General features: G+C 39.7%; 18 protein-coding genes. 12 read left to right on the top strand and 6 right to left on the bottom strand.

Annotation, left to right across the window (positions count from 1 at the left end):
* The first annotated feature begins 14 nt into the window (after nucleotides 1-14).
* The 9 genes from allB to RI844_RS11740 all read left to right on the top strand — a co-directional run bounded on the left by allB (nucleotide 15) and on the right by RI844_RS11740 (nucleotide 9,755).
* The gene (gene allB / locus RI844_RS11780; RefSeq protein ID WP_348394865.1) at nucleotides 15-1,370 is read left to right on the top strand and encodes an allantoinase AllB; all 1,356 of its coding nucleotides are present in this window, start codon (nucleotides 15-17) and stop codon (nucleotides 1,368-1,370) included.
* Nucleotides 1,371-1,450: 80 nt separating this feature from the next.
* Nucleotides 1,451-2,509: an allantoicase gene (gene alc / locus RI844_RS11775; RefSeq protein ID WP_348394864.1), complete on the top strand. Its 1,059-nt coding sequence runs from the start codon at nucleotides 1,451-1,453 to the stop codon at nucleotides 2,507-2,509.
* A gap of 11 nt (nucleotides 2,510-2,520) precedes the next feature.
* Complete coding sequence (gene uraD, locus RI844_RS11770; RefSeq protein WP_348394863.1) at nucleotides 2,521-3,030, top strand: 2-oxo-4-hydroxy-4-carboxy-5-ureidoimidazoline decarboxylase; 510 nt, start codon at nucleotides 2,521-2,523, stop codon at nucleotides 3,028-3,030.
* Nucleotides 3,031-3,044: 14 nt separating this feature from the next.
* A complete protein-coding gene (uraH, locus tag RI844_RS11765) occupies nucleotides 3,045-3,386 on the top strand; it encodes a hydroxyisourate hydrolase (RefSeq protein ID WP_348394862.1) in 342 nt (113 codons plus the stop codon).
* Between the two features lie 23 nt (nucleotides 3,387-3,409).
* Nucleotides 3,410-3,916, top strand: coding sequence for an ureidoglycolate lyase (locus RI844_RS11760; protein ID WP_348394861.1), 507 nt, complete (start codon nucleotides 3,410-3,412; stop codon nucleotides 3,914-3,916).
* A 218-nt stretch (nucleotides 3,917-4,134) separates the two neighbouring features.
* Nucleotides 4,135-5,421, top strand: a complete 1,287-nt coding sequence (gene guaD / locus RI844_RS11755) for a guanine deaminase (protein WP_348394860.1) — start codon at nucleotides 4,135-4,137, stop codon at nucleotides 5,419-5,421.
* 44 nt (nucleotides 5,422-5,465) lie between these two features.
* Nucleotides 5,466-6,662, top strand: a complete 1,197-nt coding sequence (locus RI844_RS11750) for a urate hydroxylase PuuD (protein ID WP_348394859.1) — start codon at nucleotides 5,466-5,468, stop codon at nucleotides 6,660-6,662.
* Nucleotides 6,663-6,801: 139 nt separating this feature from the next.
* Nucleotides 6,802-8,991, top strand: coding sequence for a malate synthase G (locus RI844_RS11745; protein ID WP_348394858.1), 2,190 nt, complete (start codon nucleotides 6,802-6,804; stop codon nucleotides 8,989-8,991).
* Between the two features lie 137 nt (nucleotides 8,992-9,128).
* Nucleotides 9,129-9,755 (top strand): TetR/AcrR family transcriptional regulator, encoded by a 627-nt coding sequence (locus RI844_RS11740; protein ID WP_348394857.1) that lies wholly within the window; start codon nucleotides 9,129-9,131, stop codon nucleotides 9,753-9,755.
* Here the strand turns inward: RI844_RS11740 and RI844_RS11735 are convergent.
* The 5 genes from RI844_RS11735 to bhcB form a co-directional block, all read right to left on the bottom strand.
* Nucleotides 9,733-10,617 carry an urea transporter gene (locus tag RI844_RS11735; RefSeq protein ID WP_348394856.1) on the bottom strand — a complete coding sequence of 295 codons (885 nt, stop codon included), beginning with the start codon at nucleotides 10,615-10,617 and terminating at the stop codon, nucleotides 9,733-9,735. The genes RI844_RS11740 and RI844_RS11735 overlap by 23 nt on opposite strands.
* Nucleotides 10,618-10,710: 93 nt before the next feature.
* The gene (locus tag RI844_RS11730; protein ID WP_348394855.1) at nucleotides 10,711-11,151 is read right to left on the bottom strand and encodes a YtoQ family protein; all 441 of its coding nucleotides are present in this window, start codon (nucleotides 11,149-11,151) and stop codon (nucleotides 10,711-10,713) included.
* A 108-nt stretch (nucleotides 11,152-11,259) separates the two neighbouring features.
* Nucleotides 11,260-12,258, bottom strand: coding sequence for an iminosuccinate reductase BhcD (gene bhcD, locus RI844_RS11725; protein WP_348394854.1), 999 nt, complete (start codon nucleotides 12,256-12,258; stop codon nucleotides 11,260-11,262).
* A gap of 284 nt (nucleotides 12,259-12,542) precedes the next feature.
* Nucleotides 12,543-13,691, bottom strand: coding sequence for a 3-hydroxy-D-aspartate aldolase BhcC (gene bhcC / locus RI844_RS11720; protein ID WP_348394853.1), 1,149 nt, complete (start codon nucleotides 13,689-13,691; stop codon nucleotides 12,543-12,545).
* A gap of 50 nt (nucleotides 13,692-13,741) precedes the next feature.
* Nucleotides 13,742-14,722, bottom strand: a complete 981-nt coding sequence (bhcB, locus tag RI844_RS11715; RefSeq protein WP_348394852.1) for a beta-hydroxyaspartate dehydratase BhcB — start codon at nucleotides 14,720-14,722, stop codon at nucleotides 13,742-13,744.
* A gap of 355 nt (nucleotides 14,723-15,077) precedes the next feature.
* Between bhcB and RI844_RS11710 the strand changes: the two genes are divergently transcribed.
* Both RI844_RS11710 and RI844_RS11705 read left to right on the top strand, forming a co-directional pair.
* Nucleotides 15,078-15,857: an IclR family transcriptional regulator gene (locus RI844_RS11710; RefSeq protein WP_348394851.1), complete on the top strand. Its 780-nt coding sequence runs from the start codon at nucleotides 15,078-15,080 to the stop codon at nucleotides 15,855-15,857.
* 341 nt (nucleotides 15,858-16,198) lie between these two features.
* Complete coding sequence (locus RI844_RS11705; RefSeq protein ID WP_348394850.1) at nucleotides 16,199-16,654, top strand: GlcG/HbpS family heme-binding protein; 456 nt, start codon at nucleotides 16,199-16,201, stop codon at nucleotides 16,652-16,654.
* Nucleotides 16,655-16,770: 116 nt separating this feature from the next.
* Here the strand turns inward: RI844_RS11705 and RI844_RS11700 are convergent, their stop codons facing one another.
* Nucleotides 16,771-18,381: a SulP family inorganic anion transporter gene (locus RI844_RS11700; RefSeq protein ID WP_348394849.1), complete on the bottom strand. Its 1,611-nt coding sequence runs from the start codon at nucleotides 18,379-18,381 to the stop codon at nucleotides 16,771-16,773.
* A 767-nt stretch (nucleotides 18,382-19,148) separates the two neighbouring features.
* On the opposite strand from RI844_RS11700, the gene RI844_RS11695 reads away from it, so the two are divergent.
* Nucleotides 19,149-20,585, top strand: a complete 1,437-nt coding sequence (locus RI844_RS11695; RefSeq protein ID WP_348394848.1) for an NCS2 family permease — start codon at nucleotides 19,149-19,151, stop codon at nucleotides 20,583-20,585.
* The last annotated feature ends 37 nt before the right edge of the window (nucleotides 20,586-20,622 follow it).

Raw genomic sequence — 20,622 nt, 5'->3', positions numbered from 1 at the left:
ATAGGAGAAGCAAAGTGTCTCATTTTGCCCTGCAAAGTAACAATGTCATTATCGATGGTGAGATGATCGCCGCTTGTGTCGAAATAAAAGATGAGCTTATCAAAGCTATTCATCAATACGGCCAAGCTGTATCTTGCGAGGTGCAAGATTTTGGCGATCAAGTGATCATGCCTGGTTTGGTTGATTCTCACGTACATATTAACGAACCGGGTCGAACCGAGTGGGAAGGGTTTAATACCGCAACTCAAGCGGCCGCCGCTGGTGGTATCACTGCGTTAGTTGATATGCCGTTAAACTGTATTCCAGTAACCACTACTAAAGCTGCCTTTCAAGAGAAACTAGACTCAGTTGACGATAAATTATGGGTTGATTGCGGTTTTTGGGGCGGTGTTATTCCGCAAAATATCGGTGACCTGGATGAGCTATTACATGCCGGCGTACTAGGCGTTAAATCATTTTTAATTGACTCAGGTATTGAAGAGTTCCCACCTGTTGAAGCGAAAGATATGCGCGCTGCGATGCCAATTTTGGCCAAGCATGATGTGCCATATTTGATTCATGCCGAATTAGATTGTGGCAGCTTTAATGATGTAAAAATCACTAAAGAATACAACACCTTTCTTGAATCACGCCCTAAAAAATGGGAAAACGATGCGATTTCGTTGATGGTTGATATGGCACGTGAGTCAAAAGAAAATGGCGATAACTGTAAAGTTCACATCGTACATTTATCTTCAGATGAAGCCCTAGATACTATTGCCCAAGCAAAGAGTGAAGGATTAAGGTTTACCGCTGAAACTTGCCCTCATTATTTAACTATTGCTTCGGAAACTATTCCTGATGGCAAAACGTTATTCAAATGTTGCCCACCAATTCGTGAAAACAGCAATCGCGAACATTTATGGCAAGCCGTTACTGATGGCCGTTTAGACTTTATTGTTTCTGATCACTCGCCTTGTACGCCAGAGTTAAAACACATTGATACCGGCGATATTGAAAAGGCATGGGGCGGTATTTCTGCACTACAATTTGGCATTTCATTGATTTGGACCGAAGCGAAAAAACGTGGTTTTAGCCTAGTTGATATTGTGCGTTTAATGTCTACGGAAACAGCCAAATTTGCCGGTTTAGATTCGGTCAAAGGTGAGATTAAAATTGGTAACCATGCTGATTTCTTAGTGTTTGATCCAAATGCTGAATTTACCATTACCAATGAGATGATCAAGCACCGTCACAATATTACTCCTTACGCAGGTCGTAAGGTTATCGGTCGAGTAGAGCATACCTTTGTTCGTGGCCATCATGTATATCAACAAGACGAATTCATCAATGCGCCAAAAGGGCGTCCTTTATTAAAAGGTAAGTTGTAATTATCAGTTGCCAAAATAGGTAGCAGCAATAATTGCCAAAATTGAATTAATAACAAATTTAGATGTAGGAAAACCAAGCTATGATGCTAGAAATAGATACTCAGCAACAAAATAAACTAAGCGGTAAGCCGCTTGAATTAGAAAACGAGCTAAAAACCCATTGTGTTGATTTAGCCAGTGAGCGCGTAGGCGGAGAAACTCTGTCTTGTAGTGATGATTTTTTTGCTGAGATGGAAAATCTAATCAAACCTGGTCGCGGTATTTTTATCGATGACAAATTTACCGACAGAGGTAAGTGGATGGACGGCTGGGAATCACGCCGCAGTTACGGTCGTGATAACGGTCGTGATTTTGACTGGTGCATCATTCGTTTAGGTATCAAAGGCGTTATTCGTGGTTTTGATATCGACACCAACTATTTCCGTGGTAATGCTCCTGAATCTGTTTCAGTAGAAGCCTGTGTAAGTGAAGTAGAGCCTAATGCTGATACTGTTTGGCACACCATTTTAGCTCCGGTAGCTGTAGAAGCTCACAGTCAAAATATTTTTGCCATTAATGATGACACTGCCTGGACCCATGTGCGTTTGAATATGTTCCCTGATGGCGGTATTGCGCGTTTACGTGTTTATGGTGAAGCCGAAGTTAACTGGGAGCAATTTATTGATGGTGAATTAATTGACTTAGCTTACATTAAAAATGGTGGTAAAGCGTTATTGGTTAGTGACATGTTCTTTAGCGATAAGAACAACTTAATTATGCCTGGTCGTGGTAAAGATATGGGCGATGGTTGGGAAACTAAGCGTCGTCGTGACCCAGGTCCTGACTGGTCTATCGTTAAACTTGCCAGCCAAGGCAGCATTGAAAAAGTTATCGTTGATACCTGTCATTTTAAAGGTAACTTCCCTGACACCTTTACGCTTGAAGGTATGGTGTCAAGCAGTGATGATTTTAGTGAAGGTCAGCAAGAAGACAAATGGCAACCAATTATTACTAAAACCAAGTTATATGCACACCGCGAACATTTATTTATTAATGAAATCGCAGTAAGCAGTGAACAAAGCTTTACCCATGTACGTTTAAATATTTTCCCTGATGGCGGAATATCACGTATGCGTGTATTTGGTAAACGTAACGCTTAAGTGGTGATGAAATGAATTTAGAAAAATTAAATAATTTTACTGATGAGCAGGCAACACATACCTTTATGCAGTGCTGTACTTCAACAACTTGGGTCAATGCTATGGTGAATGCTCGTCCTTTTGCTGATGAAAGAGCGATCGCAAACCAAGCTGATTTAGCCTGGCAAGAGTTGGCCGAAGCTGATTATTTAGAGGCTTTTGAAGGTCACCCGAAAATTGGTGATGTAAGTAGCTTACGAGCTAAATACGCTAATACCAAAGAATTAGCGGGTAACGAGCAAGGCTTAGTTAAAGAAGCTAACGACGATGTACTTGAAGTCCTTTCTCAAGGTAATACTGATTACGAAAAGAAATTCGGCTTTATCTTTATTGTTTGCGCCACGGGTAAAAGTGCTAAGCAAATGTCTGACTTACTGCAAGCACGTTTACCAAACGACAAAGCAACTGAATTAATTAATGCCGCTGAAGAGCAACGAAAAATCTTCCAACTTCGCATTGATAAAGCATTAGCTGAAGGCTAATTAAAGGAATACTAATGAGTCAAATTACTACTCACATACTTGATACTACACGTGGATTACCCGCACAAAACGTTCCTATCACGTTATTTGCCCAGCAAGGCAATGACTGGCAAGAAATCAATGGTGGAGTCACAAATGATGATGGCCGTTTGCCGGGGTTACTTGCTGAGGGTGAAACATTACCTGCTGGCATTTATCGTATGCACTTTGCAACCTCAGCTTATTTTAAAGCGAACAACGAAGAAGGGTTTTACCCGTATGTTGATATCGTGTTCGAAATTGACGCAAGCGGTACGCATTACCACATTCCGTTGTTATTAACCGCGTTTGGTTATTCAACTTACCGTGGCAGCTAAAGATAACTTTTATGGAAACTATAATGACTGATAACGTGCAAATTATCACGCCAAAATCGCTCACCAAAGAAGCTTTCAGAGCTTTTGGCGATGTTATTGAAGCTAGCGAAGACGCAAAAAACTTTGCCATTAATGATGGCTTTACCCAGCGTTATCATGATTTAGCTAAGGTTGATGTGAACGACAATAACGGTCATACCTTGATCAATATTTTTCGTTCCACGCCTTTGGCACAACCAATCGCCATTAAAATGATGGAACGTCATCCTCATGGTAGTCAGGCGTTCATACCTATGGGGTCAAATCCATTTTTAGTTGTTGTTGCACCAAAGGGAGAGTTTGATGTAAACAAAATTGAAGTATTTCTTGCCAAGGCTGGCCAAGGGGTTAATTACCATAAAGGTACTTGGCATCATTTTTGTTTAACACTTGGCAGTGAAAGTGACTTTTTAGTGATTGATAGAGGCGGAGAAGGTGATAACTGTGACGTCTTGGAGTTAGATGGTTCATTGGTTATCGCCCCAAGCTAGTTGATAAAACAGGGATTGTAAGTTGAAAAGAACAGCAAGAAAAGTATATAGAAAAAGCCAAACGTGCCATAAATCAAGGGCACAAAGGCAACAAGCAAGAAGTCGATTAAACTGGTTTTCTAAAGTAGAAAATTGATTTAGCGACTTGATATTACAGCACAGAACATATCGCAAAATCATTAAAAATAAATCGCGATAATGCAAAAGGGTAGAACAACATGTTAAAAGTTTATCGCGGAGAGTTACTGCATTTTTTGGCCGATCCAGCCAAAGTTGCTCTAGAAGACAGTTATCAGTATATAGAAGATGGCTTGTTAATTATTAAAGATGGGTTGATTGAACAAGTAGGAGAAGCTGCTGAGCTGTTACCTGCATTAGGTGAGAGCGTAGAAGTTACTCACTATGAAAATGGTTTGATCATGCCTGGGTTTATCGATACTCACGTGCATTATCCACAAACCGAAATGATCGCCTCCTATGGTGAACAATTACTCGAATGGTTAGAAAATTATACTTTCCCATTTGAACGTAAATTTTCTGACTTAGAGCATGGTAAAAAAGTTGCTGAGTTCTTTTTAACGCAGCTACTTGAAGCCGGAACTACTACCGCTTTAGTGTTTGGTACGGTGCATAAAGAATCAGTTGAGGCCTTTTTTACCGTTGCGCAGCAGAAAAAACTACGAATGATTTGTGGCAAGGTATTAATGGATCAAAATTGTCCTGATTACTTATCGGATACCGCGCAAACCGGTTATGACGACAGTAAGGCATTAATTGAAAAATGGCATAAAACTGATCGTTTACAATATGCTATTACACCACGATTTGCGCCAACCTGTTCGAAAGAACAATTGAACAAAGCTGGTGAATTACTCGCTGAAAACCCAAGCGTATATTTGCATACGCATCTAAGTGAAAACAAAGCTGAAATCGCTTGGGTAAATGATCTTTTCCCCGACAGTGATGGCTACTTGGATGTTTACGATCAAAGTAAATTACTTGGTCGCCGTAGTGTTTTTGCTCATGGCGTACATTTACATGACAGTGAATGTCAGCGCTTAGGTGAAACCGACTCAGCTATTGCTTTTTGTCCAAGCTCAAACCTGTTTTTAGGCAGTGGTTTATTTAACCTGCAACAGGCACAAAAATTTGATGTTAATGTTGGCTACGGTACAGATATAGGTGCCGGTACAACATTCTCAATGTTAAGTACACTAAACGAAGGTTATAAAACTCAACAACTTCGTGCAGAAAAACTCAGCCCATTCCAATCGTTTTATTTGGCCACATTAGGGGGAGCCATTGCGTTAGATCTTGAGGGCACTATAGGTAACTTCACTAAAGGTGCAGAAGCAGACTTTATCGTTCTTGATTATCATGCCACTCCGCTGATGGATAGACGTATGCAACATTGCACACACTTAGAAGAAAAACTTTTCATTTTAAGTATGTTAGGTGATGAACGCCACGTTAAAGCAACTCATATCATGGGTGAACGTGTTTAACTCAGTTAAACCCGCCCACGCAATTAGAAGAATTAAGGAATATTATGGATCCGTATATTAATGAATGGCTAAATTTAGTCATTCGCTTTGCTCATCTTATTACTGGTATCGCTTGGATCGGTGCCTCATTTTATTTTGTCTGGTTAGATAACCATTTAGAAAAACCACCACAAGTAAAAGCCGACAATGGCGTTGGTGGTGACTTATGGGCCATTCACGGTGGTGGCTTTTACGAAGTGGCAAAATACAAACTTGCACCGCCAAAAATGCCAACAACATTACATTGGTTCAAGTGGGAAGCATACACTACGTGGATCACTGGCTTCTTATTATTGTCGTTAATGTTTTACGTTGGCGCTGAATCATATTTAATTGATAAACGTGTTGCTGATTTAACGCAATTTCAAGCTGTCGCCCTAGGCATAGGTTCAATTGTTGTTGGTGTGGGTAGTTATGAAGTTTTAGTGCGCACTAAATTAAAAAATCATGGCATTATTTTAGGCTTGATCTTAATCGTTGTTGCAACCGCTTTATCTTATGGTTTAACCCAGGTATTTAGTGCACGTGGTGCATACATGCACATGGGAGCTATCATCGGTACCATTATGGCGGGTAACGTATTCTTTGGAATTATGCCGTCACAACGTGCTTTGGTGAAAGCGGTTGAAGATGGTACATCGCCTGACCCATCTTATGGATTAAATGCGAAATTGCGCTCAACTCATAATACTTATACAACCTTGCCGGTTATCTTCATTATGATCTCAAATCATTACCCAATGACTTATAATCATAGTGCTAACTGGATAGTACTTATCGGTATTATTTTAATTACGGCTGCGGTTCGCCAATATTTTGTATTACGTCATTTTGGTAAACAAAAACCATTGGTATTAGTTGGCTCTGTTGTTGCGACTATCGCCCTGGCATTTCTTATCGCGCCTCAAACGGTAGAAATAAGTGCACAGCAAAAACAACAAGTAGTGAGTAATGAACAAGTGACTCAAATTATCGAGCAACGTTGCGGGTCTTGTCATTCAGAACAACCAACGGATGATATTTTTAAAATCGCGCCAGCAGGTATTGTATTTACCGATATGGCAAGTATTGAACAATGGGCACCGCGGATAAAGGCGCGTGTCATTGATGCCAAAGACATGCCATTTATGAATAAAACACAAATGAGCGATGAGGAACGCACCAGTTTAGCTATTTGGTTGGCGCAAACAAGCACTAACTAATCAGTTAAATGAATATGTCCGTTACCATTCAAAGTGCTCTTAAACCTGCATCTTGAATGGTAACGGGGATGAGTAATAGTAAATCCAAAAGCAGCGTAGCTGCTTTTCTGGATCTGAAACAAATAAACAGGGTTACCCTATGAATAAACACGTAATTAAACACGGATATAAAGTTGCAGAGTCTTTATACAATTTGGTAGAGCATGAAGTCCTGCCTGGAACGGGTATTGATTCGGAAGGTTTTTGGCAGACTTTAGCGTATATATTTGATGAATTCATTCCTAAAAACCAAGCACTTTTAGTCACCCGTGAACACATGCAAGCAAAAATTGATGCTTGGCATTTAGACCATAAAAACCAACCTTTCGAACAGCAAAAATATCAGCAATTTTTGAGCGATATTGGTTATCTCATCGAAGAGCAAGATGACTTTTCAATTAGTACGTCATATGTGGATGAAGAAGTAGCCACAGTGGCGGGGCCACAACTTGTTGTCCCCTTAATGAATGCTCGTTTTGCCTTAAATGCCGCAAATGCTCGCTGGGGCAGTTTATATGATGCCCTTTACGGTACTGATGTTATCGGTGAAGACAACGGCGCAGGAGTTACCAAAAACTACAATGCTATCCGTGGTGCACGGGTACAAGCTTATGCTCGTCGGTTTTTAGATGATGTTATTCCATTAACTCAAGGCAGCCATATTGAAGTTACAAGTTATCAAGTTGCTAATGGCAAACTTGTGGTTACCTTGCAAAATGGCGAGCAAGTAAGCTTAGTTAACCAAGAAAAGTTTGTTGCATTTAAAGGTGATAAGCAAAACCCATCGGCCATTTTGTTTAAAAACAATGGGCTGCATATTGAGATTAAAATAGACCCTAGTATGCCGGTGGCGAAAACTGATCCAGCGTCAGTAGCCGATATAATTTTAGAGTCTGCGTTAAGTACCATTCAAGACTGCGAAGACTCTATTGCCGCAGTTGATGGCGAAGACAAAACTGCGGTGTATCGTAACTGGCTAGGTTTAATGAAAGGTGACTTAAAAGAAACCTTGAAAAAAAATGGCGCGACTATTACTCGCGAGCTTAATGGCGATAGAACCTATACCGGGTTAGATGAGCAAGAATTAACCTTGCCTGGTCGCAGCTTATTATTTGTCCGCAATGTTGGCCATTTAATGACGAATGATGCGGTATTAACCGTAGACAACGAAGAAGTACCTGAGGGGATTTTAGACGGATTAATTACCACATTAATTTCTTTGCATGATTTAAAAGGCAACTCTAAATATAAAAATTCACGCCAAGGCAGTATTTACATCGTTAAACCGAAAATGCACGGACCTGAAGAGGTCGCCTTTAGTAATGAATTATTCACTCGCATTGAAGCAGGTTTAGGCTTAGCGACTAACACCATAAAAATGGGCATTATGGATGAAGAGCGACGTACTTCAGTGAACTTAAAAGAGTGTATTCGTGCGGCAAAAAACCGACTTGCCTTTATTAACACTGGTTTTTTAGATAGAACCGGTGATGAAATTCATACCAGCATGCAAGCTGGACCTATGGCTCGTAAAGAGTTGATGAAAAACGAAAAATGGATTTCGGCTTATGAAAACCGCAATGTTCGTATTGGCTTACAAACTGGATTAAAAGGTAAAGCGCAAATAGGTAAGGGCATGTGGGCTATTCCAGATGAAATGTCTGCGATGTTAAGTACTAAAATTGCCCACCCACAATCTGGCGCAAATTGTGCTTGGGTTCCTTCTCCAACGGCCGCTACATTGCACGTATTACATTACCACAAGGTCAATGTTGCAGATATTCAAGGCGCTATGCTGGAGCAGTTTTCCGAATCAAATAATGACGATGATTTATCGGATTTATTAACCATACCATTGCTACAGAATCAAGAAGCTCTTAGCGTAGAAGATATTCAAAACGAACTCGATAATAACGTTCAAGGCTTACTTGGTTATGTGGTTCGTTGGATTGACCATGGTACAGGATGTTCAAAAGTACCTGATATTAATAATGTTGGCCGTATGGAAGATAGAGCTACTTTGCGTATTTCAAGTCAGCACATTTGCAACTGGTTACATCACGGCTTACTAAGCAAAGAGCAAGTAATGGAATCATTAAAACGTATGGCTGCTGTTGTAGATTTACAAAATATAACCGACGCAGCGTATATACCTATGGCGCCAAACTTTGACTCTAACATTGCTTTTAACGCCGCCATGGACTTAATTTTCAAAGGCAAGGAGCAACCTAGTGGTTATACAGAACCATTATTGCATCAGCGTCGTATTGAATTAAAAGCTGTAAATTAAAATGTAAAAAATAATTCTCAAAGCATGATTTTCTTGGTTGAAAATAAGTGACTTTTATTATCTAATGATTGGCAAATCAGCCGCATGGTTACACTATATTCGATGCGGCTTATTTTAATGGTTAAATAGGAGTTTTTGTGACAAAAAATAAAGCATCAGAAGGCAACATTCGACAAAAGAATAAAGCCATCATTTTCAATGCAGCCAAACAAGAGTTTGTCACTTATGGTTTTAAAGGCGCGTCAATTAAACGTATTGCCGAACGAGCGAGTATTGCTCGCGCTAATATTCATTATTATTTTCAAGATAAAACCGATTTATATCAGCAATTGCTTAGCAATATCATTGAAGTGTGGAACAGGGACTACGATACATTAAATGTTAACCATGAGCCGAAACAGGCCCTTAGTGCTTATATTCGAGCCAAAGTAATGCACTCTAAAGATGACCCTGATTCATCGAGGATATTTGCCAGTGAATTAATTCATGGCGCACCAGTATTAAACGATTACTTAAATAGTGACTTTAAAGAATGGCTGAAGAGTAAAGTTGCGGTTATTCAAAACTGGATTGATAATGGCCTAATCGATAATGTGAATCCACATCATTTATTATTCTTAATTTGGAGTTCAACCCAACACTACGCCGACTTTAGTGTGCAAGTGGTTGCCGCTTTAGACAAAGAAGCGATGAACGATGACGATTTTGAAGAGGTTGTGTCTTCATTAACGCAAATTATTCTTAAAGGCTGCGGCATTCACTGATTCGGTTTGTAATGGTCGAGCATACTTTAACGAAACCAATAGTTAACCAACAGGCCAATACAAACGGAGCGGTTAATACTGGCAAAGTTATCTGCTCGAAAACATCAGTAAGTAAAACAGAAAATAATACCCCAAGAAAAATTAGCAAAAGCTTTTTTTCGTATCGAGCAGAGAGTGCTATTGCAACAAGACTCGCATTGAAGCTATAGATCCCCATCAACACCAAATCGTCCGAAAAGTTTAAAATACCGGCTAATAGCATTCCTAAGCACGAGCCAATCACAGCCCAAGTCGCAGCTTTAAAGGAATGCAAAAGCAGTCCAGCAATAAAAAAGACTCCACAGAGCCAATAATCCTGAAACATTACTTGGCTAACACCTCGCATAACGATGAAAAAGTCGCCGATAGCATTGGTTGTAAAGATAGTCGTCGAAGTCTTTATGCCCGCAGTATCAATAATCGCTAAAAGCAACCATGTTGAAATAACAAATGGAGCAGTAAATGCAGGGATTTTGGGGATTTTAACCAGTATAAAATGCATGGTGACAGTCGATAGCACGCCGCCGAAGATTGCCAAAACTAACGAAATTACGTCAAATGGTAAGAAGAAAAATACCGCAATACCAACAAGCGCGGAATTAAAACCATATAAGCCACTTTGTATAGATTCAGAGGTAAACTTACCCAGGCTAGCGGTGAATAATCCTGAGAGTGTTGCGATTACCCCTCCTAACAACATAGTCGGAGAATTTAGACCAATCCCAAGACAAAATAATAAGCCAGTGAGAGCATTTCTTTGCAGCATTATTTGAGAAAAACTACGCAGAAAGCTATTGATGAAATGATGAAAAGGGGTCGTCATGCGAGTTACCAAAGTAAATAAAATAGGGATTAATAACCATTAACCCCTATTTTGTATAAATAACCTGAACTTGAGGTAATGAGTTCAGGTTAACTAGTTGTTGCTTATATACTTAAGTGTTTCAACCACTTGTTCAACGGTTGTAGCCCATGCATGGGCTGCGGCATCTACTTCTTTGAGTGGGTGGATAATATCTTCACTATGCAGGGTAATATATGGCTTGCTAAGCGCCGCACAATAGCCGGCATCAAAGGCTGCATTCCATTGTTTATATTTATCGCCAAAGCGGATAATTGCTATATCGCACCGTTCAATTAATGTATTTGTTCTAAGCGCGTTTACTTTTGCTGATTTATGATCACGCCAGAATGATTTATCTTCGTTACCGAGAGCATCACCTGCACTGTCACTTTCATCATGATTGGTATTTGCAGAGCAAAAGGTAATATTTAAATCGTGTTCTTGGCAACCTTGAATTATTTGCTCTCGCCAATCGGTGTGAATTTCACCTGAGAGATAAACGTTTAACTCCATAACTGTGTCCTTTACTTTTTTGCTATAACTACAAAGGTAGTTTATAAAAATTTAGTTGCTAAGAGGAGAATGCCTACGAACAAGGCACTCTCTTATTGTCAGCGAGAGCTATAAATTAAAATAAGTCGCTTGGCCTTTAGCTTCGGCTAATTCTGCAGCTACTGATGCAACGGCTAAATCTTGTAAACCAACACCGGTACCATCAAATAAGGTGATTTCGGTATCTGAACTACGACCAGGTTTAGCGCCATTAATAACATCACCAATTGGTGTGATCTCTGACTCTTTAATTATTCCCTGTGCAACAGCATGTTGTGCTTCACCTATGCTAATAGATTGAGCTAACTCATCAGTAAAGACAGTTGCTTTAGTTAATAGTTTAGCATCAACTTCTTGTTTTCCCTTAGTGTCAGTGCCCATACAAGCAATGTGTGTACCTGGCTTGATCCAATCGGCATCGATTAAGGCTTCAAACGCCGAAGTGATGGTAATAATAACATCGGCTTGTGCGCCTAACTCTTCACGAGTTACTGACTCAAACGGTAAACCTAACTCTTCAGCTACTGCAGCAAGGTTAGGAATTTGCTCCGGGTGGAAGTTCCAACAAACCACTTTTTCAAAGTTACGCTGTTCAACCGCTGCTCTTAACTGAAACGTTGATTGATGTCCTGCACCAACCATACCTAATACTTTGGCATCTTTACGCGCTAAGTGAGCAATTGATACCGCAGATGATGCTGCAGTGCGTACTGCGGTTAAATAGTTTCCACCAACAAGCGATTTTAACTTACCAGTATCAGGGTCAAATAAAATAACCGTTGACTGATGATTGGTTAAATCTTTTTGGATATTACCAGGCCAATAACCACCTGACTTTAAACCTAATACCATACCGTCACGATCAAATCCTGACTTAAAGCCGTATAAGGCATCGGCATGACCAATCGCTTCGCGTATTACTGGAAAATTATAGGCGGTATTTTTCGCCATAGCGGCAAACACGCTTTCTACTGCGGTGAAGGCTTCAGTACGTCCCATTATTTGTTGACACACTTCTTCAGATACAACTGATACGCCTTTACTATTATTTTGGTTTGAATTACTCATTGTTTTTTTCCTAGAATATTTGTAATCCCTTAAGGTGAATCTTAAGGAGAAAAGGTGGTAAGAATGTTACCAATGCAATTGGGAGTATTTTTCAGCCAGTGTTATACGGGGACACTATTAAAAATTCCCTAAAACGAGTTTTAAAAATTGTACGCTTCAACACTGTTGTTACAATGAACCCTGCATAAATGTAGGGGTAGCTTAGTTGGGGACTAATGAAACTGTACTTAAAACTCTTAAACTCTCGTATTAGGGAAAATCTTTTTGGCTTACTTTAATTGCAATTAGTAAGCTTTACCACGAGCAGAAACAGGCCATAATGTTTCTACTTTACCGTTGCGAACACCTACGTAGTAATCGTGAACGTTACAAGTTGGATCACAGTGTCCAGGTACTAGCTTTAATTTTTCATTAACTTTTAACGCGCCATTCGGATCTGAGATCACGCCGTGTTCATCTGAACATTTTATGTATTCAACATCGTCACGGCCAAAGATATACGGTAAACCACTGTCTACTGATTGTGCTTTAAGTCCGGCATCACAAATCGCTTTGTCTGTTTTTGTATGACTCATAACAGAAGTTAAGATGAATAAAGAGTTTTCAAATTCAGAGATTCTTTCGCCTTTTTCATCATGGATACGTTGATAATCAGCATCCATAAATGCGTAAGAACCACACTGTAATTCATTGAAAACACCAGAGTTACCTTCGAAGTAATACGAACCCGTACCACCACCACCAACAATATCGCATTCAAGACCTTCGGCTTTTAGCATGTCGATTGTGCGAGCTACCATACCTATGGCAATATCAATTTTCTCTTTACGCTCTTGATAGTTTTCCATGTGCTGCATTGCACCTTGATATGCTTGAATGCCAGCAAATTTTAAACCTGGAGTTGCTGCAATCGCTTTGGCAATATCTACAACTGGCTGACCTTCACTAACACCACATCGGCCGGCACCACAGTCAATTTCGACTAAACACTCAATTTCAGTACCGTGCTTTTTAACTGCCGCGGCTAACTCAGCAACGTTTTCGATATCATCAACACAACAAAGCGTACGAGCACCTAATTTAGGCATGCGGGCTAAGCGATCAATCTTTGCTGGATCACGTACTTGGTTTGAAACTAAAACATCTTTAATTCCGCCACGAGCGAATACTTCAGCTTCAGATACTTTTTGACAACATACGCCACAGCTATCACCTAGTTGCTCTTGCAGTAACGCAATATCAACCGACTTATGCATTTTGCCATGCACGCGATGGCGAACGCCCATGTCTTTAGCATATTGCCCCATAGTTTTAATATTACGCTCCAGCGCGTCAAGATCGACAACCAAACATGGGGTTTGAATATCTGTTTCAGCCATTCCTGGTACTGCAGGAACATCGTAGCCTACTTCTAAATTATTTCCTCTTGCCATTATATTCTCCAAAGTTTTAACTATTAGTTTTAAGTATTTATTTAATTCGTTTATTGTTTGTTCATCCACGGAAGCTTGTCTAAATCGACATTGCCTCCGGTAATAATTACCCCGATACGTTTGCCTTTAAATACGTCAGGATTTTTCAAAATAGTTGCCAAAGTCACGGCGCTGCTTGGCTCAATTACAAGCTTCATACGCAACCAGATAAGCTTCATCGCTGCGACAATTTCTTCTTCAGTAGCAGTTAAAATATCGGTTACATGGTTTTTAACAAAGTGCCAGGTTAAATCTTTTAGTGGCACTTTCAGGCCGTCGGCAATGGTATTAGGCGCATCATCGGCAATGATGTGTCCTGCCTTAAATGAACGTGCAGCATCATCGGCATTTAGTGGCTCAGCGGCATAAATGTCTACATTGGGAGCGATTGTTGAAAGCGTTAAGCATGTACCCGAGATCATGCCGCCGCCGCCAATTGGTGCTATCACGGCGTCTAAATCTTCTACCTGATTTACCAACTCTTTTGAACAGGTAGCTTGACCGGCAATAACACGCGGGTCGTTATACGGGTGAACAAAATCTGCACCCGATTGCGCTACAACATCTGCAAATACTGCTTCACGAGAACTAGTCGATGGCTCACATTCAACGATGCTGCCACCATAGCCAATCACAGCATCTTTTTTAGCTTGTGGCGCAGTTCTAGGCATGACTACTGTTACCGGGATACCGCGCTGGCCAGCAGCATAAGAAAGTGATAACGCGTGGTTACCGGAAGAGTGGGTAGCTACGCCTATTTTTGCTTCTTCATCGGTTAATCCAAATACGGCATTACAAGCACCGCGAACCTTAAATGCTGCAGCTTTTTGTAAGTTTTCGCATTTAAAAAACAACTCTGCACCAGTTAATTCATTCAAGAAACGAGAGGTTAATACCGGTGTTTCATGAATATAGGGTTTGATGCGTTCATGGGCAACTTGCACATCTTCAAAGGTTGGAATGTACATTGTCGATTCGGTTGAACTGCTCATATTTTCCTCTCGAAATTTACCAAAATAGAACCGTATATATAATTAGCGACTCTTCCTGGGGTATGTTTACTTATTAGTTTGAGTATTTGCTTTAATTCTGCAATGAAATTTCACTCTATGGAAAATGTTAATAACTGGCAAATACCTCGAATTTCATATAGTGAAATTATAATGTGTACTCTTAATCTAAGTTATTGATATTTCTACGGTGTTTACTGGTTTTTGTGGCTTTTAACTTACTTATTCCATAATGTGAAATAAGTAACCCCATACCATATTGTGGTTTTATTGGGCTTTTTAATGTAGTTTTAGGTTTATATTTAAAATGAGCGTTGCCGCATGAGTAGCATTAATTATGAAAAAAGCTAAACCAGAATCTAGAATCCAAGTGATTGATCGAGCTGCTATGTTGCTTGATGCAATATCACGATATTCATTACCGGTCACGCTAAAAGCGCTCAGTGCTGATACAAATTTGGCGCCTTCTACCGCCTTTCGTATTTTACACTCGTTAATTGATAACCGCTTTGTCGATAGAGATAGCACGGGTAAGTATCAATTAAGTGGTCGGCTAATACGGTTAAGTAACTCTCAATATACAAATATTGATTTTCGAGCAGTTGCTAAACCATACATGGAAAAACTTCGCGATAAGTTTGGCGAAACCATAAACCTTACTACCCGTGAGGGAGATGTGATCATTTATGTAGAAAAAGCGATCCCTAATAGAATGATGCATGTTCAACAAATTATTGGTAGCCGTGCCCCCTTACATGTAACCGGGGTGGGTAAAATGATGCTGGGTATGGATGGTAAAGAAGGGATACGTGGATATGCCCAGCGCACGAATTTACCCGGCTATACACGTAAAACATTTTCAACATTGGATACTTTAATTCCAGAATGCTTAAGCTGTGTCAAACAAGGTTTTGCCTTTGACAATGAAGAGGCTGAAATGGGAGTAGGTTGTATTGGGGTACTTCTATATGACCGGTACGGTGAAGTTGTTGCCGGTTTATCGGTTTCTGCTCCTATTGAAAGACGTAAAGATGAATGGACTAAAGATTTAATTACTGCCGGAAGGGCACTTTCTGCAGAGCTTGGATATATTGAAGCGGAAGCTTCCGATGAATAACTATTAACAGTAAATTTTATCAGTTGTTTATAAGGTGAATATAAGCGACTAATGAAATTTATACTGATGTGATCTAAAAATACAGCTTTAAACTTTACTGAATATTAATTCGGTCTGTACTAATGCAATACTTGCATCCCTTTTAAAATCAGTACAACAATTTTGACTTAAGCAAAACCTAGGCTTTCCCTTATGTAAGGAAAACAGCCGAGATCACATATTAAATTAATGAAATGGACGATGTTCGTTTCATATCAAACAAGATAACAATAAACATCTACTTCTTTGATGAAGCTTAGGCTTGTTTGATGCACAGATTTTAAAACTAAAGAGTGTAAATTATGTTAACAATAAATAGACTAAATCAAACTGAAGCTAAGTTAATCATTGACGGTGCGGTAAAAAAAGCAAATGAGCTGGCTGTGCCCATGTGTATTTCTGTTGTCGATGAATCAGGCAGTTTAATTGCTTTTGAGCGTATGGATGGTGGTAAAATACACAGTATTACCATTTCTCAAGATAAGGCCTTTACTGCAGCGTCGGCTCGTAAAGGCACACATGAATTCAATCAAGCGTGTATTCCGGGTCATGAAAACAATTTATTTGGAATTCATACTGCATTAGGCGGGCGTATGTGTATTGTCGGCGGTGGTTTGCCAATAACTTGTGACGGCAAGGTTGTGGGTGGTATAGGAGTTAGTTCTGGCTCTCCAGAGCAAGATTTAGGTTGTGCGCAAGCAGGGGTTGATGCTTTTAGTCGAATTACAGCTGCATCGGTTAGCCTGAATGTTTTATAACGTTCAATAATACTATCTTTAAGTGGTTTGCTAGTTAACCTTAACTTAGGCTAACTAGCATTTTCACTGTACCAATCCTTAACATTAAAGCCTTAAAAATAACCTGACTGATTTTATTACTTTGACAGTTTCTGCTTTAAGTAATTAAGTGCATCTATTCTTGTCGCAAAGATATGCTCTTTTGGAATTTTGTCGAGTAATTTTAACTTATTAAAATCATTGCGCACTCGCTCACAAACGCTTGATAATAATATATCCCGCCCCTCATTAAGATAGCTTACTATTATTTCTTCAATTGCAATGGTGCTGGTAATGCCGACAAAGCGCGCATCGCTTAAATCTATCAGTAAGGCTTTGCTATGATCAGATTGTGAGACGCTCTGCTTTAAGCCGCGTGCTACACCAAAACCTATTGGCCCAGAAATATTAAGCAATATCACACTATCGTCCATTGACGCTAATAATTGCTTCTCCGGTGTCGACATATGCTCGGCATCTTTAGCCGTACATAATTTAATATTATCTAATTGGATTTCTGATATACGACGAATTGTCACCAAATTAGCGATAAATACACCGATTAACACCGCAGTAACCAAATCAAACGCTACTGACATAAACATTGTCGATATCATTAAACCGACACTAAATAATGGTACTTGATGAATCCGTTTAAGAAAGTTCCAATCAATTATGCTGATCCCAACATGAGTCAAAATAGCAGCTAAAACTGCCACTGGAATATATGCGGTATATTCACCTGCCCATAATACAATCGCTAAGATAAATAGCGCGTGCAGAATACCTGATAACGGTGTGGTACCACCTGCTCTTAAATTAGTTACAGTACGCATAGTCGCGCCGCCACCAGGCAAAGCGCCAAATAACCCTGCGACGATATTACCGATGCCTTGACCGACAAGCTCCTGATCAGAATCATGTAAATCATTACTGATACTATCAACGGTTAGTGATGTCATTAATGAATCGAGCGTACTCAACGTGGCAATTAATAACGCAGACTTAATCATTTCACCTGCTAGGGCGTTGTCCCAGATAGGCATATTAAAAGAAGGTAGTTCACTGGCAATAGCGCCAACTACAGGCATATCTACGCCGGCAAATATATAAAAGATAGTAGCACCAATTACCGCAATAATGCTGGCAGGAACAACTCTGCTATATTTTTGTGGCCACAAAAACAGCACTAATATACAAGCAAGCCCCAGTAAGGTATTGGTACTGGTTAATGTCGCTAATGAAACTTGTAGTTCAGCTAAAGAGCGGCCAAATAACGGCTCAATTTGTGAAAGGATGATCAACACACCAATACCAGAAGTAAAACCTGATATAACAGGGTAGGTGACCAAAATAAAATATTTACCTAGTTTAAAAAAACCAAACAGCATTTGGAATAAACCCGCCAAACTCACTACGGTGAAGGCCATTGCAATACCGTTTTCAGGAGACTGAGCAACAAAACTGGTTAATATAGCTACCATGGCAACGGTCAAACCGGTATTGGGCCCTGATATTTGTTGATTTGTACCACCAAATAGTGAAGCAAATAGCCCGGTTATAATCGCACAATAAATACCTGCGCTAGCACCGGCCCCTGATGTAACACCAAAGGCTAAGGCAAAAGGTAATGCAACAATTGTTGATGTTAGGGCTCCAAATATGTCGCCCTTAATAGTTTGTCTATTAAAATGTGATAAAGAAAGCATAGTTACCTAATTTAAAATGTTTGGTTAGTCGCATTAATTTAATGCCACTATAATTGCCCTCGTTATACGATTGACATCTATTACAGATGTGGAACGAAAATAACCAGAGATGTTGTTCTACAATATAAACCAGACACCTGAACCGTGGACAGATTTTCGGATTTAACTACTAAGAGATGATGAAATGTGCAAATAAGTTTAAACTTAAATGATGAGCTAATTATAATGAAAACAATGGTTAAAAACTAGTCACAAAGTTCACGCGAAAAATAATTCATCTCTAATTTTGCTCAAATACTCCTCATTATTTACTGATGAATTAACATCAACAACAGCACGAAACATGGTAAAAATAGTAAATATTTTATTGACCAAATAGAGGATTTAAAAAGTCAAAAAATCTGTGTACTTCAATACGATACTGAATGCTTCAGGTGGTGTTTAATTAATTATCGGCCTATTTTACTATGTGGAATTAGAATGCCTTATTCGTCACTCAGCTCTGTAGCTAACCATGATTAAACCAACTTAAAACACATCGTTTTCACGATGTGAAATCATAAAGAAGGTGTAACTATTAACTTTAGCTTTTTTTTATGCTCTAGTGAGTTAGCTACACAGAAACAGGGTCCAACACAGCCTCTTTCTTTAAAATAGCAAACACAGAGATTACCGACTTATTGCGGTAGTTTGACAACAAGCAGGTCACACTTTAAAAGTATAAAAATAAACGGCCTTATTTATCATTCAACGAGAGAACTGTAGTTATGGAACAGGTTAGTACAAATAGCGAAAACCAAGCGAGTGAGATAGGACTGCTAGAACGTCTTTTCAAACTTTCTGAACATAGCACCACTGTAAAAACTGAGCTCATGGCGGGTCTTACCACCTTTGTGACCATGTCTTACATTATGTTTTTAAATCCAATTATCATGTCGAAAACAGGCATGCCCTTTGATGGATTATTCTTAGCCACTTGTTTGGGTGCTGCAATTGCAACCATTCTGATGGGGTTATACGCAAATTGGCCAGTTGGTCTTGCTCCTGGTATGGGCTTAAACGCTTTTTTCACTTTCTCCGTCGTTGGCGCTATGGGTTATAGTTGGCAAATTGCATTAGGAGCAGTGTTCCTTTCGGGTGTAATCTTCGTATTAATGAGTGTCACAAGATTGCGTGAATGGATGCTCGATAGTATCCCCATGAGCTTGCGACTCGCAATGACTGCAGGTGTAGGCCTTTTCTTGGGCTTCATCGGTTTACGTTTCACCGGTATCGTTGTTCCAAATCCTGATAATGTAGTTGCTATTGCTGATCTTACCCACTTCGGTTTTGGTAAATTCGGTCCTGAAGCACCTGCTCTTGGTTTTTTAAGCTTTTTACTTATTGCTATTCTTAGTTACCGTAAAGTGTTTGGTGCTGTTGTTATTGGTATTGCTGCAACGACTCTGGTTGCATTTATAATGACTTGGGTTTTACCTGCTGACTTCTTTGTTATTGCTGAAGAAGCTAAAGCTTGGGCACCAGCCTCTGGTTTTGTTAGCTACAACGGCTTGCTTGCTGTACCTGAGTTCTCTGCACTTGAGCCAATTTTGTGGAAAGCAGATATTGTTGGTGCTTTTGAAGTCGCCTTGATCCCGGTAATTGTTACCTTCTTATTTGTTAATATTTTTGATACTGCCGGTACATTAATGGGCGTTGCTGAACGTGCTAACTTGCAAGATAAAAATGGTAAAATAGAAGGTTTAAGTAAATCTTTAAAAGCTGACTCTATCTCATCTGTTATTGGTACAGGTTTTGGTTGTCCTCCAGTTACTTCATATGTTGAATCTGCTGCCGGTGTTGCGGTAGGTGGTCGTACGGGCTTAACGGCTGTTACTATCGGTGTATTATTTGCTTTAGGTATGTTCTTTTTACCTCTTGCACAAATGTTACCTGGTTTCGCTGTTGACGGTGCACTTATCTACGTTGCTATGTTGATGATGAGCTCTCTTAAAGGACTAGACTGGGAAGATTTAACTGAATACGCTCCAGCAGTGTGTACTACTGTAATGATGGCGTTCACGTTCTCTATTGCTAATGGTATAGCTTTTGGCTTCATTACTTACACTGTTCTAAAAGTAGGTGCTGGTAAGGCTAGCCAGATATCTAACGGTGTTTGGGCGCTTACTGCTCTGTTCATCGCTAAGTTTATCTTCTTAACTTAAAAGTAGCTTTTACATTTTTGTAATAGACACTCTTCGG

Source organism: Thalassotalea fonticola (assembly GCF_032911225.1).
Lineage (GTDB): Bacteria > Pseudomonadota > Gammaproteobacteria > Enterobacterales > Alteromonadaceae > Thalassotalea_A > Thalassotalea_A fonticola.
This window is presented reverse-complemented; position numbering and strand designations above follow the sequence as displayed.

What these genes read in the sequence shown, in the direction of transcription:
- RI844_RS11730 (WP_348394855.1), bottom strand. Translation starts at nt 11,151, where the DNA reads ATGGAGTTAAACGTTTATCTCTCAGGTGAAATTCACACCGATTGGCGA.
- RI844_RS11705 (WP_348394850.1), top strand. Translation starts at nt 16,199, where the DNA reads ATGTTAACAATAAATAGACTAAATCAAACTGAAGCTAAGTTAATCATT.
- bhcC (WP_348394853.1), bottom strand. Translation starts at nt 13,691, where the DNA reads ATGGCAAGAGGAAATAATTTAGAAGTAGGCTACGATGTTCCTGCAGTA.
- alc (WP_348394864.1), top strand. Translation starts at nt 1,451, where the DNA reads ATGATGCTAGAAATAGATACTCAGCAACAAAATAAACTAAGCGGTAAG.
- RI844_RS11760 (WP_348394861.1), top strand. Translation starts at nt 3,410, where the DNA reads ATGACTGATAACGTGCAAATTATCACGCCAAAATCGCTCACCAAAGAA.
- guaD (WP_348394860.1), top strand. Translation starts at nt 4,135, where the DNA reads ATGTTAAAAGTTTATCGCGGAGAGTTACTGCATTTTTTGGCCGATCCA.
- RI844_RS11735 (WP_348394856.1), bottom strand. Translation starts at nt 10,617, where the DNA reads ATGACGACCCCTTTTCATCATTTCATCAATAGCTTTCTGCGTAGTTTT.
- uraH (WP_348394862.1), top strand. Translation starts at nt 3,045, where the DNA reads ATGAGTCAAATTACTACTCACATACTTGATACTACACGTGGATTACCC.
- RI844_RS11750 (WP_348394859.1), top strand. Translation starts at nt 5,466, where the DNA reads ATGGATCCGTATATTAATGAATGGCTAAATTTAGTCATTCGCTTTGCT.
- RI844_RS11695 (WP_348394848.1), top strand. Translation starts at nt 19,149, where the DNA reads ATGGAACAGGTTAGTACAAATAGCGAAAACCAAGCGAGTGAGATAGGA.
- bhcB (WP_348394852.1), bottom strand. Translation starts at nt 14,722, where the DNA reads ATGAGCAGTTCAACCGAATCGACAATGTACATTCCAACCTTTGAAGAT.
- RI844_RS11710 (WP_348394851.1), top strand. Translation starts at nt 15,078, where the DNA reads ATGAAAAAAGCTAAACCAGAATCTAGAATCCAAGTGATTGATCGAGCT.
- uraD (WP_348394863.1), top strand. Translation starts at nt 2,521, where the DNA reads ATGAATTTAGAAAAATTAAATAATTTTACTGATGAGCAGGCAACACAT.
- RI844_RS11700 (WP_348394849.1), bottom strand. Translation starts at nt 18,381, where the DNA reads ATGCTTTCTTTATCACATTTTAATAGACAAACTATTAAGGGCGACATA.
- bhcD (WP_348394854.1), bottom strand. Translation starts at nt 12,258, where the DNA reads ATGAGTAATTCAAACCAAAATAATAGTAAAGGCGTATCAGTTGTATCT.
- RI844_RS11745 (WP_348394858.1), top strand. Translation starts at nt 6,802, where the DNA reads ATGAATAAACACGTAATTAAACACGGATATAAAGTTGCAGAGTCTTTA.